General features: G+C 63.6%; 26 protein-coding genes, 1 tRNA gene and 1 pseudogene. 14 read left to right on the plus strand and 14 right to left on the minus strand.

Annotation, left to right across the window (positions count from 1 at the left end):
- Positions 1-2: 2 nt before the first annotated feature.
- On the minus strand, positions 3-1,598 hold the full coding sequence (locus SynRS9902_RS04485) for a glycoside hydrolase family 57 protein (protein ID WP_186510123.1): 1,596 nt from the start codon (positions 1,596-1,598) through the stop codon (positions 3-5).
- A 109-nt stretch (positions 1,599-1,707) separates the two neighbouring features.
- Between SynRS9902_RS04485 and SynRS9902_RS04490 the strand changes: the two genes are divergently transcribed.
- Both SynRS9902_RS04490 and SynRS9902_RS04495 read left to right on the plus strand, forming a co-directional pair.
- On the plus strand, positions 1,708-3,330 hold the full coding sequence (locus SynRS9902_RS04490; protein WP_115081872.1) for a 2-isopropylmalate synthase: 1,623 nt from the start codon (positions 1,708-1,710) through the stop codon (positions 3,328-3,330).
- A gap of 10 nt (positions 3,331-3,340) precedes the next feature.
- On the plus strand, positions 3,341-4,165 hold the full coding sequence (locus SynRS9902_RS04495) for a carbohydrate ABC transporter permease (RefSeq protein WP_186510124.1): 825 nt from the start codon (positions 3,341-3,343) through the stop codon (positions 4,163-4,165).
- Here SynRS9902_RS04495 and SynRS9902_RS04500 read toward each other — a convergent pair.
- Positions 4,082-4,396: a hypothetical protein gene (locus tag SynRS9902_RS04500; protein ID WP_186510125.1), complete on the minus strand. Its 315-nt coding sequence runs from the start codon at positions 4,394-4,396 to the stop codon at positions 4,082-4,084. The genes SynRS9902_RS04495 and SynRS9902_RS04500 overlap by 84 nt on opposite strands.
- A gap of 61 nt (positions 4,397-4,457) precedes the next feature.
- Between SynRS9902_RS04500 and SynRS9902_RS04505 the strand changes: the two genes are divergently transcribed.
- The gene (locus SynRS9902_RS04505) at positions 4,458-4,703 is read left to right on the plus strand and encodes a Nif11-like leader peptide family natural product precursor (RefSeq protein WP_186510126.1); all 246 of its coding nucleotides are present in this window, start codon (positions 4,458-4,460) and stop codon (positions 4,701-4,703) included.
- 54 nt (positions 4,704-4,757) lie between these two features.
- Here the strand turns inward: SynRS9902_RS04505 and SynRS9902_RS04510 are convergent, their stop codons facing one another.
- Positions 4,758-4,967 carry a hypothetical protein gene (locus SynRS9902_RS04510; RefSeq protein WP_186510127.1) on the minus strand — a complete coding sequence of 70 codons (210 nt, stop codon included), beginning with the start codon at positions 4,965-4,967 and terminating at the stop codon, positions 4,758-4,760.
- Between the two features lie 70 nt (positions 4,968-5,037).
- Entirely contained in the window at positions 5,038-5,556 is a 519-nt protein-coding gene (locus SynRS9902_RS04515; RefSeq protein WP_255446204.1) for a hypothetical protein, read from the minus strand.
- Between the two features lie 18 nt (positions 5,557-5,574).
- On the opposite strand from SynRS9902_RS04515, the gene SynRS9902_RS04520 reads away from it, so the two are divergent.
- From SynRS9902_RS04520 to SynRS9902_RS04535, 4 genes are all read left to right on the plus strand, one after another.
- Positions 5,575-5,823 (plus strand): hypothetical protein, encoded by a 249-nt coding sequence (locus tag SynRS9902_RS04520; protein ID WP_186510128.1) that lies wholly within the window; start codon positions 5,575-5,577, stop codon positions 5,821-5,823.
- Positions 5,823-6,125: an MTH1187 family thiamine-binding protein gene (locus SynRS9902_RS04525; RefSeq protein ID WP_186510129.1), complete on the plus strand. Its 303-nt coding sequence runs from the start codon at positions 5,823-5,825 to the stop codon at positions 6,123-6,125. Before SynRS9902_RS04520 ends, SynRS9902_RS04525 begins: the two co-directional genes overlap by 1 nt.
- A gap of 82 nt (positions 6,126-6,207) precedes the next feature.
- Complete coding sequence (locus SynRS9902_RS04530; protein ID WP_186510130.1) at positions 6,208-6,696, plus strand: hypothetical protein; 489 nt, start codon at positions 6,208-6,210, stop codon at positions 6,694-6,696.
- A gap of 26 nt (positions 6,697-6,722) precedes the next feature.
- On the plus strand, positions 6,723-7,310 hold the full coding sequence (locus SynRS9902_RS04535) for an RluA family pseudouridine synthase (protein WP_186510523.1): 588 nt from the start codon (positions 6,723-6,725) through the stop codon (positions 7,308-7,310).
- 14 nt (positions 7,311-7,324) lie between these two features.
- Here SynRS9902_RS04535 and SynRS9902_RS04540 read toward each other — a convergent pair whose 3' ends face one another.
- Positions 7,325-9,415 carry an HDIG domain-containing metalloprotein gene (locus tag SynRS9902_RS04540; protein WP_186510131.1) on the minus strand — a complete coding sequence of 697 codons (2,091 nt, stop codon included), beginning with the start codon at positions 9,413-9,415 and terminating at the stop codon, positions 7,325-7,327.
- A 70-nt stretch (positions 9,416-9,485) separates the two neighbouring features.
- Here SynRS9902_RS04540 and folD point away from each other — a divergent pair, with 70 nt between their 5' ends.
- From folD to SynRS9902_RS04565, 5 genes are read left to right on the plus strand one after another with little or no spacing between them, the layout of a single operon-like run.
- On the plus strand, positions 9,486-10,367 hold the full coding sequence (gene folD, locus SynRS9902_RS04545) for a bifunctional methylenetetrahydrofolate dehydrogenase/methenyltetrahydrofolate cyclohydrolase FolD (protein WP_115161470.1): 882 nt from the start codon (positions 9,486-9,488) through the stop codon (positions 10,365-10,367).
- An 8-nt stretch (positions 10,368-10,375) separates the two neighbouring features.
- Positions 10,376-11,053 carry a TIGR02466 family protein gene (locus tag SynRS9902_RS04550; protein WP_186510132.1) on the plus strand — a complete coding sequence of 226 codons (678 nt, stop codon included), beginning with the start codon at positions 10,376-10,378 and terminating at the stop codon, positions 11,051-11,053.
- Between the two features lie 40 nt (positions 11,054-11,093).
- Positions 11,094-11,984: a geranylgeranyl diphosphate synthase CrtE gene (gene crtE / locus SynRS9902_RS04555; protein WP_186510133.1), complete on the plus strand. Its 891-nt coding sequence runs from the start codon at positions 11,094-11,096 to the stop codon at positions 11,982-11,984.
- Positions 11,981-12,493, plus strand: coding sequence for a divergent PAP2 family protein (locus SynRS9902_RS04560; RefSeq protein ID WP_186510134.1), 513 nt, complete (start codon positions 11,981-11,983; stop codon positions 12,491-12,493). Before crtE ends, SynRS9902_RS04560 begins: the two co-directional genes overlap by 4 nt.
- A complete protein-coding gene (locus tag SynRS9902_RS04565; RefSeq protein WP_186510135.1) occupies positions 12,490-13,941 on the plus strand; it encodes an ATP-dependent RecD-like DNA helicase in 1,452 nt (483 codons plus the stop codon). The genes SynRS9902_RS04560 and SynRS9902_RS04565 overlap by 4 nt, the downstream gene beginning before the upstream one ends.
- Before the next feature lies 1 nt (position 13,942).
- On the opposite strand, the gene SynRS9902_RS04570 is transcribed toward SynRS9902_RS04565, so the two are convergent.
- The 7 genes from SynRS9902_RS04570 to SynRS9902_RS04600 form a co-directional block, all read right to left on the minus strand.
- Positions 13,943-14,629: a GAP family protein gene (locus SynRS9902_RS04570; protein WP_186510136.1), complete on the minus strand. Its 687-nt coding sequence runs from the start codon at positions 14,627-14,629 to the stop codon at positions 13,943-13,945.
- A gap of 146 nt (positions 14,630-14,775) precedes the next feature.
- The gene (locus tag SynRS9902_RS04575; RefSeq protein ID WP_186510137.1) at positions 14,776-15,150 is read right to left on the minus strand and encodes a hypothetical protein; all 375 of its coding nucleotides are present in this window, start codon (positions 15,148-15,150) and stop codon (positions 14,776-14,778) included.
- Between the two features lie 100 nt (positions 15,151-15,250).
- The gene (locus SynRS9902_RS04580; protein WP_370586335.1) at positions 15,251-15,571 is read right to left on the minus strand and encodes an acylphosphatase; all 321 of its coding nucleotides are present in this window, start codon (positions 15,569-15,571) and stop codon (positions 15,251-15,253) included.
- On the minus strand, positions 15,499-16,926 hold the full coding sequence (locus SynRS9902_RS04585; protein ID WP_186510138.1) for a cobyrinate a,c-diamide synthase: 1,428 nt from the start codon (positions 16,924-16,926) through the stop codon (positions 15,499-15,501). The genes SynRS9902_RS04580 and SynRS9902_RS04585 overlap by 73 nt, the downstream gene beginning before the upstream one ends.
- A 14-nt stretch (positions 16,927-16,940) precedes the next feature.
- Complete coding sequence (locus SynRS9902_RS04590; RefSeq protein ID WP_186510139.1) at positions 16,941-18,227, minus strand: glucose-6-phosphate dehydrogenase assembly protein OpcA; 1,287 nt, start codon at positions 18,225-18,227, stop codon at positions 16,941-16,943.
- Between the two features lie 56 nt (positions 18,228-18,283).
- Positions 18,284-19,807, minus strand: coding sequence for a glucose-6-phosphate dehydrogenase (zwf, locus tag SynRS9902_RS04595; protein ID WP_186495812.1), 1,524 nt, complete (start codon positions 19,805-19,807; stop codon positions 18,284-18,286).
- Positions 19,808-19,975: 168 nt separating this feature from the next.
- Complete coding sequence (locus SynRS9902_RS04600; protein ID WP_186510140.1) at positions 19,976-21,166, minus strand: FAD-binding oxidoreductase; 1,191 nt, start codon at positions 21,164-21,166, stop codon at positions 19,976-19,978.
- A gap of 161 nt (positions 21,167-21,327) precedes the next feature.
- Between SynRS9902_RS04600 and SynRS9902_RS04605 the strand changes: the two genes are divergently transcribed.
- Positions 21,328-21,849, plus strand: coding sequence for an SRPBCC family protein (locus SynRS9902_RS04605; protein WP_186510141.1), 522 nt, complete (start codon positions 21,328-21,330; stop codon positions 21,847-21,849).
- Positions 21,850-21,976: 127 nt separating this feature from the next.
- Here the strand turns inward: SynRS9902_RS04605 and SynRS9902_RS04610 are convergent.
- Positions 21,977-22,049 (minus strand) — tRNA-Glu (locus SynRS9902_RS04610).
- A gap of 47 nt (positions 22,050-22,096) precedes the next feature.
- Positions 22,097-23,248 carry a histidine kinase gene (locus SynRS9902_RS04615; protein WP_186510142.1) on the minus strand — a complete coding sequence of 384 codons (1,152 nt, stop codon included), beginning with the start codon at positions 23,246-23,248 and terminating at the stop codon, positions 22,097-22,099.
- A gap of 108 nt (positions 23,249-23,356) precedes the next feature.
- On the opposite strand from SynRS9902_RS04615, the pseudogene SynRS9902_RS04620 reads away from it, so the two are divergent.
- A pseudogene (locus SynRS9902_RS04620) lies at positions 23,357-23,943 on the plus strand (hypothetical protein).
- Positions 23,944-24,006 lie beyond the last annotated feature (63 nt).

A 24,006-nucleotide genomic window follows, 5' to 3' on the forward strand; every position in this document is an offset into this window, starting at 1 on the left:
GTCTATGCGCTCGGCGCAGAAGGCTGAGGAGTTGGCTGAACCGCTGACCAGTCCAATGGCTGAATCAGCGGGAACAGGCGGTCGTCCGTCTGAACCTCTTCAAGCCAGCCCTCCGGCAGCTCGGTGCTGCCGTCGATCGCCTGCATCAGCTGCCAGAAGCGGCCCAGGTGGCGTTGCACCCGTTCTTTGGCCAGTTCGGTGGTGGTGCCGGCTCGCAGGATGAAGCTCCAATCCGACGACTGCGCCAGCAACAGTTCCCGAGCCGCCTGCTGCAGCCACTGCATCGCCTGCTCGCTGCCCACGCCGCGGCTGCAGCGCTGCACCATCGCGGCGCTGGCCTTTTCCCACTCAGGAATGATCCAGGAGTTGCTGTCGTTCAGCCAGTAGTCGTGATAGCCCCCTTGCCCCCAGCTTGAGGGGCAGGGATCGCAGAGCTGAAGCTGGCCAACGCTGTTCAGCACATCGCGCAGCCGGGTGAAGCTCACCCCCTGCTCAGGTGCCTGCCGAAACAGCTGGCTGAGAAAAGCCGGCCCTTCAAACCACCAGTGGCCGAAGAGTTCGGCATCGAAGGGGGCCACCAGCAGGGGGGACACGTCCATGGCAGCGCTGAGCTGATCCAGTTGCCGCCGGCGGCCCTGCAGGTAATCGGCGGCGTGCTCTTTCACCCGTTCCGCCGCTACCACCGGTTCGTAGGGGCGTTTGCGGTCCAACGGAGCGCTGTGGTCGGTGACCCGATGCAGCTTCAGGCCGAGCGGTCGCGGCTGGTCGAGCCCCAGGGGTTTGAGCTCTTCGATCGGCAGGTCCCAACCCAGATCCCGGTGGAACTCCCGGTAGTGGGGATCGCCGGGGTAGCCGTCCTTGGCCGACCACACCGGCAGCGTGGCGTCACTGTCACGCCCGAAGAAGGCCACCCCATTGCGGCTGCAGATCGGGGCGTACACCCCATAGCGGGGCCTGGGCCGGCCGTGCAGCAACCCATGGCCGTCCAGCACGGCGTAGCGCAGCCCCGCATCGCGCATCCAGCGATCCAGGCCCTCGTAATAGGCGCATTCCGGCAACCAGATCCCCAAGGGGCGTTCGCCAACGAGGCGTTGGTGTTCCCGCACTGCCGTGCGCAGTTGCCCGCGTACGGCTTCCGGGTGATGGCGAAGCAGGGGCAGGTAGCCGTGGGTGGCGCCGCAGGTGAGCAGGTCCACGACCCCCTGGCGTTGCAGGGCGGCGAAGCGTTGGATCAGATCGCCGTCACAGCTCTGCCAGGCCCGCTGATGCCGCTCGATTGTGGCCGCTAGGTGCTCGGCGCCTACGCGCAGGGATGGGTCGGCCTTCGGCAGCAGATCAAGCCTTTCCTTGAGCCAGTCGGGGAAGCGCTGCTTGAGGTCTTGATCGCTCAGCAGCGAAAGCAGCGTCGGCGACAGGCCGATGGTGAGTTTGGGCTGCTGGTGGGGGTCGGCGCTGGCCCGCTCCAGCGTTTCCAGCAGCGGCAGATAACACTCGATCAGGGCCTGGAAAAACCAGTCCTCCTCCAGGGAGCCAGGTTGTGCCGACCGCACGTAGGGCAGATGGGCATGCAACACCAGGGCGACAGCGCCTTTGGTCACGAACAAGCCCAAACGGTGGCTGAATTTAATCCGATTCCCCCTCGGGGGCTGAACTAAGATGGGTTAACTCATAGTCATTCCGACTAAGACCTCCGCTGGAGCCCCTTCCATGGCCAAGGACCCCGGTCGCGTCCTGATTTTTGACACCACCCTTCGGGATGGTGAGCAGTCGCCCGGGGCGAGCCTCAACCTGGAGGAAAAGCTGGCCATTGCCCAGCAGCTGGCGCGGCTCGGTGTGGATGTGATCGAGGCGGGGTTCCCTTTCGCCAGCCCCGGGGATTTCGCTGCCGTGCAGCGGATCGCCCAGCAGGTGGGTGGCGACAACGGCCCGATCATCTGTGGCCTGGCCCGTGCCTCACGGGCCGACATCAAGGCCTGCGCCGATGCCGTGGCGCCAGCCCCGCGTCGCCGCATTCACACCTTCATCGCCACCAGCGACATCCACCTCGAGCACAAGCTGCGCAAGAGCCGTGCCGATGTTCTCGGCATCGTCCCCGAGATGGTGAGCTACGCCCGCTCTCTTGTGGAGGACGTTGAGTTCTCCTGTGAAGACGCTGGCCGCAGCGATCCGGAGTTCCTCTACGAGGTGATTGAGGCGGCGATTGCCGCTGGCGCTACCACGATCAACATTCCCGACACCGTTGGCTACACCACCCCCTCGGAGTTCGGTGCGCTGATTGCGGGCATCAACCAGCACGTGCCCAACATCGGCGATGCCGTGATCTCGGTGCACGGCCACAACGATCTAGGCCTGGCCGTGGCCAATTTCCTCGAGGCCGTCAAGAACGGCGCCCGTCAGCTCGAATGCACAATCAACGGCATCGGCGAACGGGCCGGCAATGCCTCCCTCGAGGAGTTGGTGATGGCGCTGCATGTGCGGCGGCGCTACTACAACCCCTTCTTTGGCCGGGAGGAGGACAGCCCCACGCCGCTCACGGCCGTGCGCACCGAAGAGATCACCAAGACCTCACGGCTGGTCTCCAATCTCACCGGCATGGTGGTGCAGCCCAACAAGGCCATCGTTGGTGCCAATGCCTTCGCCCATGAATCCGGCATCCACCAGGACGGCGTTCTCAAGAACCGGCTCACCTACGAAATCATCGACGCCCAGACGGTGGGCTTGTCCGACAACCGCATCTCCCTCGGCAAGCTGAGCGGCCGCAGTGCCGTTCGCGCCCGACTGGAGGAGCTGGGTTACGACCTCACCCGTGAGGATCTCGATGAGGCTTTTGCCCGCTTCAAGGAACTCGCTGATCGCAAGCGCGAGATCACCGACCGTGATCTGGAGGCGATCGTCAGCGAACAGGTGCAGCAGCCGGAAGCCCGTTTCCAGCTCAAGCTGGTGCAGGTCAGCTGCGGCAGCAGCCTGCGCCCCACCGCCACCGTCACCCTTTCGGATGAAGAGGGCAGTGAAACCACGGGCTCGGCAGTGGGCACCGGTCCAGTGGATGCCGTCTGCCGTGCCCTGAATGATCTGGCGGGTGTGCCCAATGAATTGATCGAGTTTTCGGTGAAGTCGGTCACCGAGGGCATCGATGCCATGGGCGATGTGACCATTCGCCTGCGCCGCAACGGTGCGCTCTATTCCGGTCACGCTGCAGACACCGATGTGGTGGTGGCGGCTGCGATGGCCTTCGTGAACGCCCTCAATCGCCTGGTGGCCGGAGAGGAGCGCCAGTCATTGCATCCGCAGAAGGATCCTGTTGTTCTGGAGACCCGACCGACGCTCTAGAGCTGACGCCATGCGCACCTCCACCGCCAAGGCCGTTCAGCTGGTGCTGCTGATTCTTCTGACGCTGCTGGTGCTCACGCCGTTGCTCTGGTTGGTGAGCACCTCGCTCAAGGGCCCGGCGGAAGACATCTTCAGCAGTCCACCGGCGTTGCTGCCCGCCCAGCCGAGCCTCGATGCCTACGTGCGGCTGTTTCAGGACAATCCCCTCACCACCTATCTGTTCAACAGCACCGTGGTGAGTGGCCTGGCGGTGCTGGCCAACCTGCTGTTCTGCTCCCTGGCCGCCTACCCCCTGGCCCGGCTGCGCTTCGCCGGTCGGGGCCTGGTGCTGGGGTTGGTGGTGGCCACGATCCTGATCCCGTTTCAGGTGGTGATGATTCCGCTGTATCTGCTGATGGTGCAGCTGGGGCTGCGCAACACCCTGCTGGCCCTGGTGATTCCCCAGGCGGCCACAGCGTTTGGCCTTTATCTGCTGCGCCAGAGCTTCCTGGGTGTCCCCAAGGAGCTGGAGGAGGCGGCACGCATCGATGGCTGCAGTCGCCTGGGGGAATGGTGGAACGTGATGATTCCTGCCGCCAAAGCCGATCTCATCACCCTGGCGATGTTCGTGTTCATCGGCACCTGGAGTGATTTCCTCTGGCCGCTGGTCATCCTCGACGACCCGTCCCTCTACACCTTGCCTCTGGGGTTGCAGCAGCTCTCCAGCAGCTTTTCGCTGGATTGGCGGATCGTTGCCGCCGGCTCGGTGGTGTCAATCCTGCCGGTGTTGGTCTTGTTCGTTCTCTTGCAGCGCTTCATCCTGCCCAATGCCAGCGGGGATGCGGTGAAGGGATGAAGCGGCAGAGGTGCGCATGGCCGAGAAGGCATCCATGCGTTCCTGCATCACACCCATCTGTTGGCTGAGCAGCTCACTGTGGGCACGGTTCGGTGTGCGCTCCTCCAGCTGATCGATCCGCTCCTGCAGCGCACGGATGCGTTGGTTGTGTTGCCGCAAACCCTGCAGCAGGGTCACCACCAGAACACTCACCAGCGCCAGGCTGCCGCAGCTGATCAGTTTCAACAGCATGCAACCTCCCCACTTGGGCTGATGCTGACTTGAATGGGAGCACGCAACAAGTGGTGCAGGGATGTCTCTCGAGGATCTGGATCGGTTTTTCACGCTTCGCGACAGCGACCCTGATCTGGCCAAGGCCCTTACGCAGCCAATGGATCTTGAGCGCTTTCTCGGGCTCGCTGCAGAGCACGGCTTTGCCCTGAGTGAGGCGGATGTCTTCGCGGCACAGCAGCGTGAACACCACGCGCGAACGGCAGCTGAGCTTCAGCAGGATCAAGCCGCCGAATCACGCCGCCTGCGCAATTTCATCCAAGGCTGATCACCACCACGTTTCAGTTCACAGATTCGTTCACAGAACAGTCCACAGATCCAGTCACTGATCCAGCTTCACCACGTCCGGTGTTTCTCCGTGCACCTCGCCGATCCAACGGGCGTGGGTGACGGCACCCTCATGGGTGTGAAAGATCCAGGCCCTTTCGGGGGAGGGTTGCCGTTCAATCTGTTGATCCACGGCATTGACGCCGAGATAACCGCCGGCTGAACAGGACCGCAGCACGTAGCGTTCGGCGTACTTGGTGAGCATGGGTGGAGAGGGCTCTACCTGTTCGCTAGCGGTGCGTTTCGGTGGCTCCGCGCGTTCTGCGGAATTCTTTTCACTTTTCTTCCTTGAGGGTTAATAGGGTTTGCTGTTGCCAGCCCAACCCCATCGGTGCGGCAAAGCGGCTTTGATGCCCGCCCTCTCGGAACCATGGGGTGCTGAGGGCCTCGATCTCCAGCTCGTCCAGGTTGAGCGACCAGGTGTCCTGCAGGTAGCGGCGCAGCTGCTCCGGCTCGGGCGGATGGGGTTGTTGCCAGTGCACCACGGCCAACTGCCCCGGACGTGAGCGGAGAATCGCCAGGCGGTGATTCGGATCGCCATCGTTGGCGGGCTGAATCGATTCCTCCAGCTGCTCATCGCAGACGTAGAGCCGCAGCGGAGCACTGCCATCGGCCTGGGGAAGTGGATATTTGTTGAGATATAGGGCCCGTGCTTTTTGAAACGCTGCCCCCGGAGCCTTCACCATCAAGGCGTTGTAGGCCTGCTGCAGCTGTTCACTCATGCCCATTGCGTCCCGTTGCTGGCTCCAGTGTGGGAATGCCGCCGGGTCAGGACCATGGGAAGATGGTGACACTTCCGGGATTGGACTGCGATGGCCAAGCATCGCTCCCGCTACCGGTTGGTTGGCCTCGACGGTCAGCCGCATCCGGTGCTCGACGCCCCTTACGACACGTTGGAACTGGCCCTCGCTGATGCCAGTGATTGGTGCACGGGACAAGGGGCCCGCTGTTCCATGGGTCAGCAGGGCATTGCGGTTGAAGTGCGAACCGACAGCGGCAGCTGGCGCACCATCGACTACCCCGTCAGTTGCTTGAGCCGATCCAGTTCGATGGCGGGCTGATGTGGGTCAGCATTGATCTCTGCGTGGTGCCGATCGGTGTGGGCGTCAGCCTTTCGCACTACATCGCCGCCTGTGAGCGGGTGATCGCCGCCACGGGCCTCACCCACCAGCTGGGTCCCAATGGCACAGCGATCGAAGGCCCATGGGACGAGGTGATGGACTGTGTGCGCGCGTGTCATGCCGAGTTGCACGGCATGGGAGCCCCGCGTCTTTACACAACGCTCAAGCTCAACACCCGCACCGATCGGCAGCAGTCGTTTGCTGAGAAGGTCACGTCCGTGGTGCAGCTGCTTGACGACTGAAAATCTGTAGAACTTCGGTGGGAATCAAGCCGGCTTGAGCCGATCTTGAGACCAATGAGATTGTTCTGTGGTCCCTGGCTTGATGGGTCGCCGTTTCAGGGCTGCGCTGTTGGTTCTGCTGGTGTTGCAGCTCACGGGCAGTGCTGTTCAAGCCTCAACCTGGGATCGCATCGCCAGTTACCTGCGGCTGCTGCAGCGGGCAGGCGTGAAGGCCCTGGTGGCGCCCGACTGTCCTTTGGGCTTGCTGGGGGCCTTCCATGAGGGCAAGCAGGCCCTGTTGATGTGCGGCAACAACCTGCCCGACGATCCCGCCGTGGTTTGGGTGGTGCTTGCCCATGAATCAGCCCATGTGATGCAGTCGTGCCATGGCGGCAACCTGATGCCGGCGGCTTTGCTCAGCCGTGAGGTGGAGGCGGCCCTCCAGCAGGACCCCAATCCTTTTCACGAGTTGCAGCTGTATCACTCCAGTCAGCATCACGTTGAGGCGGAAGCCCGGCTGATTCAGGCCCTGCCCGCGGAGCAGGTGGTGGCCTTGTTTGAAAAACACTGCGCCAAGCGGCTCTCCCCTTGAAGCTGCTGATCCGGGACCCGTGGCTGATGGCGGTCGACAAGCCTGCCGGCCTGCTGAGCCAACCGGGCTTGGGGCCCGAGCAAGGCGATTCCGTGATCACCCGCCTGCAGCAGCAGGACCAAAGCCTGCGCCTGGTTCATCGCCTGGACCGCGACACCTCGGGGGTGCTGCTCTTGGCCCGAAGCGCTGACGCCCTGCGCCGCCTCAGTGCCCTGTTTGCTGAACGGCGGATCAACAAGCTGTATCAGGCGGATGTGGAGGGGGAACTCCACGGCCGCGGTTGCATCGCCAGCCCGTTGGCGCGCCTGTCGCGCCAACCGCCGCGCTACGGCAGCCACCCGGAGGGACGTCTGGCGCTGACGATCTGGAGAGCCCGCGCCGCTGGTGCCCGCAGCACGCGGCTCTGGCTGCGTCCGCTCACAGGGCGCTCCCATCAGCTGCGGGCCCATCTGGCCGAACGGGGTCACCCCATCGTGGGCGATCCCATCTATGGGGATGCCGGCCGGTCCTGCCGCTTGCATCTGCATGCCCAGGCCCTGAGCTTTCGCCATCCCTTCACCCAGGTGCGCGTCCGTTTGATCGCGCAGGAGGTTCCCTTTGTCACTGAGTGCTGAACTAGACGCTGCGATCAGCGTCGGGCGGGGATTGGATAGGGGATGCGGCGGTGGCGCATCCGCCGCCATACCTGCACGAAGGCACGAATCACCAGTTCCACTTCGCTGCGGTTGAGGCTGCTTTTGCGCAGTTGTCCATCCCGCTGCCGCGCTTCCACAATCCGCCGCACCGTGTCCACCGCCTGGGCATCGGAGGTGTCGGGGGGGAGTGATCGAAGCGCCGCTTCACAGCCGTCGGCCAGCATCAGGATCGCCGTTTCTTTGGAGCGGGGTACTGGGCCCCGGTAACGGAAGCGGCGCTCCTCAACGGCTCCGCCGCGCTCCTGGGCCTTGTGCAGGAAGTAGCCCATTTTCAAGGTGCCCTGGTGCTCAGGGATGAAATCGGCGATGGGCCGGGGCAGGCGGTGGCGCCGCGCCAGCTTCAGCCCCTCATCCACATGGGCTTGAAGCACCGTCGCACTCGCCTGGGGGTCATCCAGCGCGTCGTGGGGATTGGGGCCATCCTTCTGGTTCTCGATGAACCAGTCCGGCGCATGCAGCTTGCCCACGTCGTGGTACAACGAGCCGGTCCGGATCAGATCCACATCCGCGCCTATCGCCCGCGCCCCTTCCTCCGCCAGGCCGCAGATCATCAGGGTGTGTTCGAAAGTTCCCGGGGCTTCGCAGGAGAGGCGGCGCAGCAGGGGGCGCTCCTGGTCGGCCAGTTCCAGCAGCCGCGCCCGGGTGAGCAGGCCAAAGGAGCCCTCTAGCATCGGGATCAGCAGCAGGCTGAACATCAGCAGAACACCGAGCACAAAGGAATCGGTGGCCAGTTCATCCAGGCTTGGGTTCAGATTTCCCCAGAGCCGCAGGCCGGTGATCGGTTGCAGTTGCAGCAGCAGCCACTGCCCCACAAAGGCGCCAATCGGCAGCAGCACCGTGAGTTGCAGCAACTGGCCGCGGCTGCGCTGACGACCTGCGATCAAGGCTCCAGCGGCGGCCACCGTTGCCGCCACGATCAGGCGACCGTCTCCCAAACCCTGGACGGGTTCTGGCCAGAGCAGAGCGGCCACCCCCATCCAGACCAAGCCGCAGCCGGTGCCGAGGCCTTCCGCCAGCACCAGGGTGGGTGCCACCAGCACGGCCAGAGGGCTCACGGAGCTTTTGAACCAGAGCTTGGCTCCCTGCACCAAAAGCAGCAGGCCCACCGCCAGCAGCGCATGGCGCACCTCCAGGCCAGGCCGCTCACGCCGCATCACCAGCAGCATCACGGCGCAGGCTGCAGCGGCTTCAACGAACCGTTGGAACCAGATCAACGGTTGGGGTTCGCGGCGCACGCGGCCGAAATAATCCAGCACGTCGTAGGCCTGGGGACTTATCAGCTCGCCCTTGCGGGTGATCAGATCCCCCTTGCGCACCTCGATCGTGGGAATGGCCTGTTTGGTCAGCTGTTCCTCGATCAGCTGCTTGCTCAGGTTCGGGTCGGTGCGCAGGTTGGTGCTGCCGCGCATGGCGCTGGTGAGCACCTTGCCGGCCAGGGTGCGCGCCGCTTCTGGCTGCAGGGCAACCGCCTTGAGTTGCTGGTCGGCGGCCTTGCGCAATTGCTCAATGGCCAGGTTGCTCACCAGCCCTTGGCTGAGCATGCGATCAGCGGTGCTGCGCACCGCTTTATCCCAGGCCAGATGCTCCGATTCGCTGCGTCGTTCCAGCCACCTTTTCTCTTGATCAGAGAGGTTCACCGGCCCGATCCGGTCTCCTGATCCGGTGTCGGTGATCTCCTGCAGCTGCAGCAGTTGTTGCTCAAGCCGTTGTTTGAGTGCTTGGGTCTGCTCCTGATCGATCACCTGCACCACCGATCGCGCCACAAGCGAGGCCCGCTGTTGCTCGAGGGCGGTGCTGTCCTGCACCAGGGCATCCTTTGGAGCGATGGCTTCAAACGGGGCCAGCGATCCGGGTTGAAGTTTTGGCTTGATCAGCCAGGGCAGGCTTGAGGCTGCGGCCACGGAAAGGCATAGCAGCAGCACAACAAAGGTCTGCAGTCGCGTCCAGCGCAGCAGGCGTCGCCCTGGGCCTTCGAGCCGCACCCAGTTCCGCCAAAGGCTGCTCAGCCGGGGGACACGAACCAAAAAGGACCCTGTAGCGACTTAACGCTAGCTCTCCTCAGAGGGCATGCTGGAGGGAGTGCATGGGAATGCCATGGCCCTGCGTTTGGACGGCAAGGTGCTGGCAAGGGATGTGGAGCATCGTCTTCAAACCCTGATCGAACGGCGTCTGGCCGAGGCGGGGCGACCGCCGGGCTTGGCGGTGCTGCGGGTTGGTGATGATCCCGCCAGCGCCGTTTATGTCGCCAACAAGGAAAAAGCCTGTGCTCGGATCGGGGTGGCCAGCTTTGGTGATCACCTCCCCGGCGACACTCCTCCAGCGCAGGTGCTTCAGACGATTGAACGGCTGAATGCCAACCCTGCAGTGGATGGGATCCTCCTGCAGTTGCCCCTTCCGGCTGGCCTCGATGAGGGGCCGCTGCTGATGGCCATTGATCCTGAAAAGGATGCCGATGGTCTGCACACCCTCAATCTCGGACGGCTGCTCAAGGGGGAGCCGGGCCCGCGCAGCTGCACCCCCGCCGGGGTGATGGCGATGCTGCGCAGCAATGGCATCGATCCTGCGGGCAAGCGCGCCGTGGTGATCGGCCGCAGCATTCTCGTGGGGCAGCCGATGGCGTTGATGCTGCAGGCCGCCAACGCCACCGTCACCATCGCCCACTCCCGCACGGCCGATCTGGCGGCCCACACCCGCGAAGCCGACATCCTCGTGGTGGCAGCAGGCCGTCCTGAGTTCATTGGGGCCGAGCACGTGCGGCCGGGGGCGGCGGTGGTGGATGTGGGCATCCACCGCAAGCCGGAAGGCGGACTGTGCGGGGATGTTCGTGCGGCTGAAGTCGAGTCGATCGCTGCTGCGCTTTCGCCCGTCCCCGGCGGTGTGGGACCGATGACGGTGACGATGCTTCTGGTGAACACCGTTGTGGCTTGGTGCAGACGCCACAACCTTGACCATGATTTGGACGATCTCGTGCCCTGATCGGTTCCATGGCGCTGCACTGGCTGTTCCCCACCCCCGTTCTGCAGGTGGACCTTGAGCCGGATGCCGCCACAGCCGCAGCCATGCAGCAGCAGCTGGAGCAGTTCGATGCCCAGGTGTATCAGCACCCTAAGTTCAGCGATCGCAACAACCTCACCGGGGATCTTCTGGGCCATGCCGGCCTGGATCAGTTGCATCGCATGGATGCGTTCCAGTGGCTGAACGGGCAGTTGGCTGAACACGTTTCGGCCTATCTCCGTTCGCTGTTGGGCCCGGATCACGGTCTTGTGGCCCACATCCAGAAGGCCTGGCCTGTGGTGTGTGCGAAGAATGGCGGGACGGTGGATCTGCACAGCCACCGCAACGCCCAGTTGAGCGCGGTGTTCTACGTGTTGACGGATCCTGCGAACGAGAGTGGGGAGCTGGAATTTGAGGCGCCTGACGATTACTTCAGCCATGTGATGGCGATTCCCTACCGCGATGCGGCGGTTTCCGGTGGGGTGTTCGCGCCGCTGCCCCACCGTCTTCTGCTGTTCCCTTCGGACCTGCGCCATCGGGTGCTCCCCTACGAGGGAAGCGGCCCCCGCTATTCGGTGTCCTACGACCTGGCCATCACCACGGCGCCGGGCAAGGGACGCGAGATGCGAACACCCCATCCGATGGATTGGGTTCCCCTCGGCAGCTAAGGGCTCGGCCTGAGAGAATCCCGCCAGCCAGGGTCCACCCATGAGCGCCGAGTTCGATTTCAAGGCCTATCTCGGCAAGGCCAAAGAGCGGGTGGAAGCGGCCCTCGATGGATCGCTTGGTCCGGAGCGGCCGGAGTCCCTCAGGGAAGCGATGCGCTATTCGCTGCTTGCCGGTGGCAAGCGCCTGCGCCCGATTCTCTGCCTTGCCGCCTGCGAGCTGGCGGGCGGGGAAGCGACGCAGGCCCTGCCCACGGCGGTGGCGCTGGAAATGATCCACACCATGTCGTTGATCCATGACGACCTGCCGGCCATGGATGACGACGACCTGCGCCGTGGTCGTCCCACCAACCACAAGGTCTACGGCGAAGCCGTGGCCATCCTTGCCGGTGATGCCCTGCTCACCCGCGCCTTCGAAATGGTGGCGCTGCGCAGTCCGGATGTGCCGGCTGATCGTCTGCTCAAGGTGGTGGGAGAACTGTCGTTGGTGGCCGGCGCCCCTGGCCTGGTGGGTGGCCAGGTGGTGGATCTGGAAAGCGAAGGCAAGGAGGTGGATCTTGAAACCCTCGAATACATCCACCTCCACAAAACCGGAGCCCTGTTGAGTGCCTGTGTGATCACCGGGGCGATGATCGGCGGCGCCGATGAGGCGCTGATCAAGGCCCTGCGCACCTATGCCAGGGGGATCGGCCTCGCCTTCCAGATCATCGACGACATCCTCGATATCACCGCCAGCAGCGAGGTGCTCGGCAAAACCGCCGGCAAGGACCTCATTGCCGACAAGACAACCTATCCCAAGCTTCTTGGGCTCGACGAGTCCCGCCGTCGGGCCGATGCGTTGGTCAATGAAGCGAAAGAGGCGCTTCAACCCTGGGCTGAGAAGGCGATTCCCCTGCTGGCTTTGGCTGACTTCATCACCAGCCGCGACCGATGATCGACACCACGCCCTCCCATGCGGTGCTGCGGGAGTTCTTCGACAACAGTTCGCTCACCTGGGGCCTGATGGCCTGTGGGGTCGCTCAGCTCTCAAAGTTGTTCCTTGAGTTGCTTCTGCATCGCCGTTGGCGTCCGGCGGTGCTGATCGAAACCGGCGGCATGCCGTCGAGCCACTCCGCCCTGGTCACCGGTACGGCGGCCTGTGTGGGCTGGACCCTTGGCTTTGATCACCCCCTCTTCGCCCTTGCGGCGATGGTGGCGTTCGTCGTCATGTACGACGCCAGTGGCATTCGTCGCGCCGCCGGGCTGACGGCGGAACGGGTCAATGGTCTGCCTGATTCGCTCTGGCCGGACGCTCCGGAGAAACCCCTCAAGGAAAGCCTGGGCCACAGCCGGCTGCAGGTGCTGGTGGGCAGCCTGATGGGTCCCGCCGTTGCTCTGCCCGGTTTGGAATTTGTGGGATCACCGCTGCATCTGCTGTCGGGTCTTGGAGCTGGGCTGGGGTGACCGCTGCCGCGGACCTCACCGCTGATCAGCAGGAAGCGGCGGACGCCTTTGCGGCCTGGCTCAAGCAGCCCGTGGATGGCACGCCCTTCGTGCTCAGTGGTTTTGCCGGCAGCGGCAAAACCTTCCTCTCCATGCGCCTGCTGCGCCAGGTGGAGGCCAGTGGTTTGTGCTGGACCGTCGTGGCACCGACCCATAAAGCGGTGGGCGTTCTGCGCCAGGCGTTGGAGTTGGAGGGTCTCCAACCCACCTGGTACCCCTCCACCATTCATCGCTTGCTGCGGCTGAAGCTCAAGCGCTCCGCCGACGCTGAACTCTGTGAACCCACCGAGCAGACGGCCATGGCCCTGGAGAACCTGGGCCTGGTGCTGATTGATGAAGCCTCGATGGTGGATAGCACCCTGTTGGGCATTGCCCTCCAGTGCGCCCATCCGTTCAAGACCCGTCTGGTGTTCGTCGGCGACCCCGCCCAGTTGCCTCCGGTGGGTGAGCCGAACAGCCCCGTGTTTGCGATGCAACGGTCCTGTTCCGCCAGCTTGACCCAGGTGGTGCGGCATCAAGGCCCGGTGCTGCAGTTGGCGGCGGGGCTGCGGGAGGGGCGCCTGCCCTGCCAGATGCCGCCGCTGCTGCCGCCGATTCGTTCCCCGCAGGGGCAGGTGCGCAGCCTGGTGCAACGGGAGTGGCTGGATCAGGCCAGGCGTGCATTGCGCGACGCCTCGGTGCAAGACAACCCCGATGCAGCGCGCATCCTTTGCTACACGAACCGCACCCTGGATCGTCTGGTGCCCCATGCGCGCCGGGCCATCCATGGGGAGATGGCCGATCAGATGCCGGTGCTGCCCGGTGAGGTGTTGATCAGTCGCACCGCGGTGATGGCCCCGGCCTCAAGGGACGGAGAAGAGGCGGGTGAAGAACCCGACATGGTGCTCGGCTCCAACCGCGAAGTCACGGTGCGGGACGTGAAGCCTGAGGCCTGTGACCTGGCGGATTTCGGCCTCTCCTCCGCCGATGGGCCCGTGCCGGTGATCGAGACCCTCTCCGCATCGGTGAATGCGGGGGATCTGGAGCTCACCCTGCGCCTGCAGCCGCCGATTGGCAGCTCAGGTCGTCAGGAGCTCGATGCGGTGATGCAGCGGCTGCGCAAGCAGGCCCGTGATGCCGGCAAGAAAAACGGTCGCGCGATCTGGCGGCATTACTTCCTGATTCGCGATGCCTTCGCTTCCCTGGGGCCCGCGGCGGTGCTCACGGTGCATCGCAGTCAGGGCAGCAGTTTCGGGGATGTCTTCGTGGCGCCGGATGTGTTCCGGGCCGATCCAGCCATCCGCCAGCAGCTCTGTTACGTAGCCGTGTCCCGTGCCCGCACGGGGGTTTGGTTGCTCGGCGGGGAGACGTCGCCTGATCTGCGCGCCACCTGGCAGCGCCAATTCGACACCACGCGGGATTCCGAGTGAATCAGTTGATCATCAAACCGCTGATGCCCTGCCAGCCCAGATAGGAGCCCAGTCCGAAGCTGAGGCTGCCCACCACCAGCTCCCCCCGGCGCAGCAGGGCCGTTTTGCCGCGTTGCAGCAGCGGAAGAACCCGCTCGCGTCCGATCAACACGGCCAGGAACGGAACCAGCAGCAGGGCAGTGGCGGCGGTGCTGAAGCCGATGCTGCAGGCAATCTCCTCCTGCAGGGGCAGTTGCGCAGCCAGGATCACGGCGGCGCTTTTGGCGAACAGCAACAGGTCGTCGGGACTGATCACTTCAGTGACGCTGCTGATCAGCAACAGCAGGGGAAGCGGCATCGCGGCGAAACGATCCACGGCGCCGTTCCAGGCAGGGGCTGCTCCGTAATCCAGCACCCCTCGGATCAGTTCACGCCCGCCTAGGGCGATCAAGGCTCCGCCGCCGATCAGGTCCAGACCGGTGCGGTGGTCGGATCCATGGGTCATGTCCAGCAGCAGCCCATGGCCCAGCGTCAGCAGGCCGATCACCGCCAGGGCGCTGGTCAGCAGCCAGCCGCCCACAAACAAACTCCCGCGCCGCAGCGGCGAGCCCCCCAGCAGCAGCAACAGCAGCAGAACGATGTGGATGGGCGACAGCGCTACCCCAAGCCCGTAGGTCAGCAGTTCCGTCCAGATCCGGGGTTCCGCCATGGGCCTTGTTCAGAGCTTGCAGCTCACAGTCGCAGGATCAGGGCCGCCAGGCCAATGCTCACCCCCAAACTCAGAACGCCGAGCAGGGCTCTCCAGAAGGCTTTGTCTTTGATGTTGAGGAAGTTGCTCAAGACATGCCAGGGGCTTTATTCGCCAGTTGTGCCATCTGGCAGCAGGTAAGGAAAGGTGCGATGGATCGGGCGGTGCAGCGACCGCAGCGTTTTGTTGTAGTGCACGCCGGGCACAACGCTGTAGCGGCGCCCCAGCACCAGTGCATGGTCCAGATCGGCCTCGCAGCTGCGGATGTCGGTCTGCACAGGCCGCGCCTGCGTTGACACCGGTGCAGCGGCGGGAATCAGGGCCGAAAACTGTCCTTCCCTGAGCCGCCAGCTTTGACAGGCGTTGAGGGCTTCTGCCGCGGAATCGAACACCTGCTTGGTGGTTTCCCGTCGTGTGCTCATGGCCTCCATGCCGAGCAGGGGCAGCGCAGTGATCAACAGGACAAATCCGAAGCGGAGCATGCGGCAGGCGCGAAGGTCCTGCTTCAGCCGTAGCGAGATGGGCGGAGCGTGGAGACCTCCTTCCCAATTTTTTCGCGTCTATGTCTCAGCGCACTTCGTCTCAATAGCGCACTTCGAACCAGTCGTCGCCCGTGACCGGGAGCTGGCTGGGGGTCACACGAACCACCCGGGCGCCCGGCGGCCCGACCTCGCACCAGGCCCGCAGTTCAGACAAGGCCAGCGGTGGGCCTTCGGCCTGCACTTCCACACGGCCATCACTCAGGTTGCGCACCCAGCCGCTGATGCCGAGATCCAGGGCGCGCCGATTGCAGCTGGCGCGGAACCCCACCCGCTGAACCCGGCCTTCGATTACCCAGCGCCAGCGTTCGACGAAAGCTTGGATCCGTTGGGGCGGCTGGCGGCTGACGAAGCGTTTGGCGATCTTTTCTCCCCGGCTTCGAGCGCGGCGCGCCATCGGGAGCAGATCGTCGTAGAGCTTGCCCAGTGCAGGTGAACCCAGCTCGCGTGAACCGTCTGATCGACCCATCCTTCCGAATGTCGATGGACTTTCCATCCCTCAATGTCCCACAGCACTGACCTGTCGGAGGACGGCCGGTTGCTGTGAAGTTCCCAGCGGTGAAATTCATGGCCCACCAGCTGCTGACCGCTCTCGACCACAGGGCTGTCGCGCCGTGCCTGCAGGCGGCGATAGCCCACCTGCAGCGGGCCGCGCTGGGCCGTGAAGGGAAGCAGTCCCGCCATGGGGTGGCTGGTGCCATCGAGATCGGTCAGCTGCTCTCCGAGCACAAGCATCCCGCCGCATTCGGCGTAGAGCGGTCGTTGCTGCACGAACGCCCGCAGCGAGCTCAGGCTTTGCGTGCAGCCGCTGAGCTGGGCAGCGTGCTGTTCGGGGAAACCGCCCGGCAGGATCAGGCCCTTGGCGTCTGTCGGGATGGCCTCATCGGCCAGGGGGCTCCAGCGGAGCACGGGCATGCCCATGTGCTCCAGCAGTTCACTGGTTTCCTGGTAGCGGAAGTGAAAGGCGGCATCACTGGCCAAAGCCACCGGCAGGGGCTGGCCCTGCTCCACGGGGATGCTGGCCAGGGGATGCGGCCCAGGGCGGGGCGCCCGCAGCAGGGGGACCAGGCGTTCCAGGTTCAGGTGCTGGCTGGCCAGAGCGGCCCAGGACTGGCGTCGCTGCTCGGGGGCCTCCAATTCATGGGCCGGGGCCAAGCCGAGATGCCGGCCCGGCAGGGCTAGGGCTTCGCTGCGCGGCAGGCATCCCAGCAGTGGCACCTCCATGCGCTCCAGCACGTCGGCCAGCAGCTCCCGGTGCCTGGGGCTGCTGACTTTGTTAAGCACCACACCGGCGATGCGCAGCTGGGGATCGTGATCGCGGAATCCGCGCACGATGGCGCCGAGGGAGGCGGCCTGACCGCCGGCATCCAGCACCAGCACCACCGGCAGGTCCAGCAGGCGGGCCACGTCAGCTGTGCTTCCGGTCGTACCGCTGCCGATGCCATCGAAGAGCCCCATCACCCCTTCCACGAGGGTCAGCTCAGAGGCACCGCCGTAACCGTGAAACGCCTGGCGAACCCAGGGTTCTCCGCAGAGATTGAGATCGAGATTGCGACAGGGATGACCCGAGGCTTGGCTGAGCAGCTGGGCATCGAGATAGTCCGGGCCCACCTTGAAGGCCTGGATTCGGCGTCCGTTCTGCTGGGCCCAGCTCAACAGCGCCAGGCTCAACAGGGTTTTGCCGCTGCCACTGGCTGGTGCAGCGATGACAGCGGCCATGGCTCAGACGCGGATCAGCTCAGCAGCCTGGCAGCCAGCGGAGCAGCAGCGGCCAGCAGGGGGTTGGTGCTGTCGTGACCGCCGCCCAGGAGGCGGGCCACATCCATTTCAGGGGTGTCGTGCTGCACGGGAACCACTTCCTCATGCAGCTCGAGGTTGGCCATGCCTCCCCCCTCCAAACGCATGCAGCCCCCGGATTCAGCGCAGAGGATCACGCACACGCCCTGGCCGTTCTCCGGTTCAGCGATCAGCCGCAGCCCCACCATCTGGCCGGCGTGCACATTGGGCTGGGCTGTTGGCACGGCCATGAGTTGGAAGTTCACCTCGGTGCCATCGGAGCGTTTGAACTGGGCGGTGGTGCCGTTCTCGACCGCAGCGGTCGAGAGCAGCGTCCAGCCCAGTCGATCGGCGATCCAGGCGGCCAGCAGCAGCCCCTGGGCAGGGTGATGGCCCTCAACATCGATGTCGAGACGGGTGATGTGGCTGAGAGCATCCCGCCGTTGCGGCGGGTCGAACACCATGGCCAGGGTCTCGCGCCAGCTGCGCAGGCGCAGCCAGTTGAGATCGTTCACCGCCTGGCCGCTCTCCACGCGGCAACGCAGCAGCTCAAGGCACTGATGCGGATCCCCCAGAGCGGTGTCGATGATCAGGCGCCGTGGTGCGCTGGTGAGGCGTTGCATCAGCTCCGGTGCTTCGTCGATGCAGCCGTTCCACCAGACCCAGGCCGGCATCGACTCCGGCAGCAGGGGGTCGAGAATCGAAAGGCCCTCATGCAGGGCGCCATGGCCGCCCCGCAGCACCACCACATCGCCGCAGGCGGCGGTACCACCGCCTTCTTCAGGCAGCGGGCAGTAGGCGGCCACGAGTGTTTCCAGGGGCTGGGCCGCATCGATGGTGGGCGCAAGGGTGATCAGGCGCCGGGGCATCAGTGCACTCAGGGCTGGATCGATGTACTGCCCACGCAGGTCTTCGGCGTTCGCTTGCCCTTCCAAATCAGCCACCGCCTTCACCACGGCCCCATCCAGGGGCGGCGTGCTTAGTGGGAGGTCTGCATCCAGCACCGCCTGACGTCCCGCAGCAATCAAGGGGGCGGACTGCTCTCCCGTGATGGGGCCTGATAAACGACCACTGCGGATCAATTGCTGCTCGGCCCAGGCGGGTTGCCAGATCAGCAGGCAGAAGGTGTTGGCCCCCGTGCCCGTGCTGCCCTGCTGCTCGGGGGACCAGAGCTGTTCGAGGTAGTGGGGCACCTCCGCCGGTGCCAGTTCGAGCGGGGTTTGCAGGGTGAGCTGAGGGGACATGGTGACGGATGAACGAGACGTGGGGAGCTGAACAAAAGGGCTGTGAACGTGCGCGGTCAGGGGCGTCGCCAGAGCAGTCCGTCCTTCGCCAGCAGGGCATCCGCGGCGGCCGGTCCCCAGGTGCGGGATTCGTAGGGATGAACCGGCAGCTGCCAGGGACTGTCTTCAATCAGTTCCAGCAGCGGGGTGTAGAGCCGCCATGCCGCTTCCACCTCATCGCTGCGGGTGAACAGGGTGGGGTCGCTGAGCATGGCGTCAGCCAGGAGCCGCACATAGCCCTCATCGGAGGGTTCCCCGAAGGATTCGTCGTAGGAGAACTCCATATCGATCGGGCGGCTGCGCATGCCAGATCCGGGTGACTTCACCTCGAAGCGGAATTCGGCCCCCTCATCCGGTTGGATGCGCAGGATCAGCTGATTGGCCGTGGGGCCTCCGGTGGCTGCATCAAACAGATGTACCGGTGCTTCACGGAAGGTGAGCACCACCTCACTGGTGCGCTTGGCCAGCCGTTTGCCGGTGCGCACATAGAACGGCACCCCCTGCCAGCGCCAGTTGTCGATGAACAGCTTCATCGCCACGTAGGTCTCGGTGGTGCTGTTGGGATCCACGCCGGGTTCATGGCGGTATCCGGCCAGGGGCGATTCCGCGGAACCACCGGGTCCGTACTGGCCGCGGATGCAGCAGTTCCAGGGTTCGAGCTCATCGGCCAGGCGGGCAGCCTGGAGCACCTTGGCCTTTTCGTTGCGGATGGCCTCCGGGTCAAAGCGCCCGGGAGGTTCCATGGCGGTGATCGCCAGCATCTGGGTCAGGTGGTTCTGCACCATGTCCCGCAGGGCACCGGCCGATTCGTAGTACCCGGCCCTTTCCTCCACGCCAACCGTTTCAGCGGCGGTGATCTGAACACTGGAGATGTAATTGCGGTTCCAGATCGGCTCGAAGATCGTGTTGGCAAACCGCAGAACCATGATGTTCTGGACGGTTTCCTTGCCCAGGTAATGGTCGATGCGAAAGATTTGGTTCTCCTGACCGCAGGCCTGCACCACGCGATTGAGGGCCTGGGCACTGCCGTAGTCACGTCCGAAGGGCTTCTCGATCACCACCCGGCTGCGTTTGGGGTCCTTCAACAGGCCAGCGTCGGCCAGTGAACGGCAGCCACTGCCATAGAACTTGGGGGAGACGGAGAGATAGAAGGTGCGGTTGCCGCGGGTGGCGCACTGTTGATCGATCTGCTCAAGCCGACCGCCCAGCCGCACCACATCGTCTGGTTGTTGAAGGTCGACCGGTTCGTAGAACAACTTGCCCACGAACTGCTCCCAGGCCTGGGGATCGTCCTCGATCGTGCTGGCCAGTGCCTCCGCCATCTTTCCGCGGAACTCCTCGTCACTCCAAGGCCGTCGCGCACAGCCCAGCAGGGCGAACTCACTGGGCAGACGCCGTTGCTTGAACAGTTCAAACAGGGCGGGTACCAGCTTGCGGTGGGTCAGATCACCGCTGGCGCCGAAGATCACCAGACACTGCGGCGCGATCACGCGCTCCTGACGCAGTCCAACCCTGAGGGGGTTCGTCATCGTGGCAACCATGGAGTGTCCAGGCTTCTGACGCTGGTTTAGGCACGGAACCGGCAACAGACATGGACTCGCCGCTTTGTTTCCGTGTTGGTGTCAGCGTTTGTTGCCAACCCAAAAAAAAGTCCACCCCTCGGGGTGGACTGGAAACGATCGATGGCTGATGGATCAGCTCGTGATCGATCAATAGGTTTCCACGTGCCAGCGGTCGGCCTTCTTGAGCTGGGGACGCAGTTCGGCCCAATCGAGACCCTTGGCGGCCGCGGCGGCGGTCATGGCTTCGTCGATGCCCGGCTCCATGCCGCGCAGACCGCACATGTACACATGGGTCTTGGGGTCTTCGATCATCGCGAAGATCTCTTCAGCGTGCTCTAGAACGCGGTCTTGGATGTACATCCGGCCGCCCTTGGCGTTCTGCTGTTCCCGGCTGATCGCTTTGGTGTAGCGGAAGTTGTCGGGGTACTCCTTCTCGTAGTGGAGGAAGTCCTCGTCGTAGAGCAGGTTGGCGGTTTTGGGTGCGCCCATGAACAGCCAGGCTTTGCCGCGGAATTTCCAGCCGTTGGCCTCCTGTTCACGGGGCTCGAACATGCGACGCAGGTAGGTGCGCATCGGAGCGATGCCGGTGCCCGTCGCCAGCATGATGATGTTGGCTTCCTCGTCGTCAGGGAGAAGCATCTCCTTGCCGACCGGACCGGTGATTTTCACCTTGGTGCCGGGTTCGATGTCGCACAGGTAGGTGGAGCAGACGCCATAGATCTGCTCACCGGCGTCGTTCTTGTACTCGAGCTGGCGAACGCAGAGGGAGACGGTGTTGCCCTCCAGGTTGTCGCCATGGCGGGTGCTGGCGATGGAGTAAAGGCGCAGCTTGTGGGGCTTGCCGTTGGCGTCTTCCCCTTCGGGAATGATGCCGATGCTCTGGCCTTCGATGTACTTCAGCTGCGGGTCGCCGCCAGCCAGATCAAAGGTGATGTGCTGCACACGGCCGATCGCACCGTCCTTCAGCAGGGAGTAGTTCTCCGTCACTGTGCCCATGAACGGTGTTTTGGGCTTGTAGGTGTTGACCGGAACGTCGGCGTGGGGCTTCTTCTTCGGGGCGCTTGACGTCACGGCTTTCTTGGCGGTTTTTTTGGCGGGTTGTTTGGCAGGTGCCGGGGTGGCGACAGCGGGAGCTGCGGAACGCTCTTCGCCCGCACCATTCACAGAAACGATCTTGGCGCCCGTGGCCCCCAATCGTTTGAAAAGTGCGGAAAACTGGTTCATTGCAACGGTGTAGGTCTGAACTACGGACGGTTTGGCACCGACCTGGGGACCACGAGCCACAACAGTGAACAGAGCTTCATTGCAGTGCTCTGTCGCTGCATTGGACACCCGCATAGAAATCACCTGCCTTTGGTGGCGCGACTATAGGCGTGGCCTTTGATTTCACACAAAAAGGTTGCTGTTCGGAACAGAATCTGATGTGATCCAGGCGACCTCATTAGGATCCTCGGGTTCGGCCCCACATCTCGGCGTCTCTTTTGGTTTTCCCCCAGACAATGTTTGGACGAGGGCTTCAAACCTCCGCAGATTCAGGGACTGCGATCGAGCAGACCATGGAGCGGCTGCCCCAAGGGACACGGCGTCTGGCCGCCGAACTCAAATCTCCACTGCCTGTTCAGAGGCTCTGGGATGTGCTGACGGATTACGAGAACCTGTCTCGTTTCATTCCCAACCTCAGCACCAGTGAGCTGATTCAGCGCCAGGGTCAGACGGTGCGGCTCCAACAGGTGGGCAGTCAGCAGCTGCTGGGGCTTCGCTTCTCGGCCCAGGTTCAGTTGGAGCTGACGGAATACCGCCAGGACGGACTGCTGCAGTTCCGCATGGTGAAAGGGGATTTCCGACGTTTCGAAGGGTCCTGGCAGATCCGTCAGCGTCCCGAAGGCAGCTCATTGCTCTATGAGCTGACGGTTCAAGGTTGTCTCGGTATGCCGATTGGTCTGATCGAGGAGCGGCTGCGGGACGATCTCTCCAGCAACCTCAACGCCGTTGTGCAGGAAGCCCACCGCAGAAACAGCTGAACGAGCAGCAAGAGCTCAGCAATTTCAAGGCGTCTTCAACCGTTGTGTGGTCTGAGGCCTGAAAGCCTCGCAAAACGATTGATTTGGTATTCAATTCATCACCAAAATGAGTCTGGTGATGACGTCATACCCCCAAGGGGATTCGAACCCCTGTCGCCTCCGTGAAAGGGAGGTGTCCTAGGCCTCTAGACGATGGGGGCGAGGCCGTAATCAGAGAGCTGTCTGTGCTCCTGATCACTTGTGAACACTAGGGCTTGGACGGACCCTCCGTCAAGACAGCTTGACCCCATTCGACACCTTGTCCTTGCCAGATCGGCACCGTGAAGGTGAAGCAGGCACCCTCGCCAGGGTCCGACACCACCCAGATCTTGCCGCCGTGCACTTCAACGATGCGGCGGCAGACCGACAGGCCCACGCCGTAGCCGGTGGTTTGGTCGGAGGTTTGCGGCAGCCGCACCCGATCAAGAAAAATCCGTTGCTGTTCTGTTTCCGGAATGCCAGGGCCGCTGTCACAAACGCTCACCTCCACGCGCTGGCTGGTGCGGTGCAGCATCGTGAGCGAGATGTGCCCGCCGTCGTTGGTGTATTTCAGGGCGTTTTCGAGCAGATTCAGCAGCACCTGGCGCATGCGGCGCTGATCAGCGAAAACCTTGGGCAGGTCAGCGGGTATATCGGTTTTGATTTCGACGTTGCGACCCAGCCACAATTTTTCGAGCTCGAGGATCACTTCGGCTGAAACGCTGGCCAGGTCAAGCCGTTGTGGGTTGAACAGGGTTTCCCACCGGGTGGTGCCCACCTCCAGCAAATCCTTCGACAGCGCCTCCATCTCCTGCAGGCGGCGGGTGATCACATCCTGAAAGCGATCCATATCGATCTGGCCCAGCTTCTGGCTTTGCAAGGCCAAAGCCGCTGCCGTGAGTGGGGTGCGCAGTTCGTGGGCCACCATGCGCAACAAGCGTTCCTGGGCACTGACGCGATCGATCAGCGTTTCGTTCTCCTGGCGCAGCACCAGCAGCTGATCCTCCAGCTGGAGTTCCTTCTGGGTGCGACTGCCATCGAGTTCGGTTGGCCTGAGGCTGAGGCCAAGGCCGCTCACCACCCCATCCTGTTTCCAGCGGGGCACCCATCCTTTGAGTTGCTGAAGGATGTTGCTTCCCGCGAACACCTGCTTGGGGTTCGGCGCCAATTTGATCAGCGCTGGCGTCACCACGAGGCGATGCAGCTCAAGCAGTTCGGGTTGCTGGGCGGGATCGGCAACCTGCAGGGTGACTTCGAAGCCCAGGTCTTCCCGTTCCAAGAACTGCACCAGGGATCGGAGGTCCTGACCAGACAGGTGATGGCGAGCTGCCACCAGCAACAGCTTCAGGGTTTGCCGTGTCTTGGGAGCGTCCTTGACCACGCGGACTGCAAGACAGCAAAAACCGATGCTCACCTTATGGGTTTTTGACTGCACCGCCAGCAGCGCTAAGACGAACAGGAACACTCCGTTGCGTCATTGACGCGGTCCATGTCGCTTTTTTCTGCGCAAAACCGTGTTCCTCTGACCGTTCCCGGCGGAGTGGCTGCCCAGCCTTCGATTCAGGTGGATAGCAACCTGCGTCGCTGGTTCAGCCGCAATCTGGGGTTGTGGCGTTCCCGGCGGCAATACACCTTTAGTGATGACCAGGTTCTCCATTTGGACATGAACCTGAAAATGGAAGCGTTCGCATACCCCGGGTGGGTGAGAGCCGCTACCGCTTCAGCTGGTGGTCTGACCAGGACGATCAGCATTCCGACGAATTCTTTGCCCGCAAGCCCTGGTTTGAACGCAGTGGCGTGATGGAAGCCACGTTGTGGGGCCATCAACTCCAGAGAAGTCGTGGTTACTTGACGGGAGACCCGGTGCGCACTCGGCTGCGTCAGGTGGATGAGCACGAAACCATCCTCGAATCCCACTACCAGCAGTGGGACATCCTTGAGCACATTCGTCTTGTCGATCAGGACCGCTACCGCTACCGCGCCATCTACAGCTGGGAGAACGGTGATCTCTCGATCGTTGAGCACCACCATGAGATTCGAATGTCCGATCCCCTGCCACTGATCGAGGACGACTGAACGGCGCCGTTGCGCTGTTGGCCCAGTTCAACAACCGCGCCTGAGCTCCGGCCAGCTTTGGCA

Source organism: Synechococcus sp. RS9902 (assembly GCF_014279635.1).
Taxonomy (GTDB): domain Bacteria; phylum Cyanobacteriota; class Cyanobacteriia; order PCC-6307; family Cyanobiaceae; genus Parasynechococcus.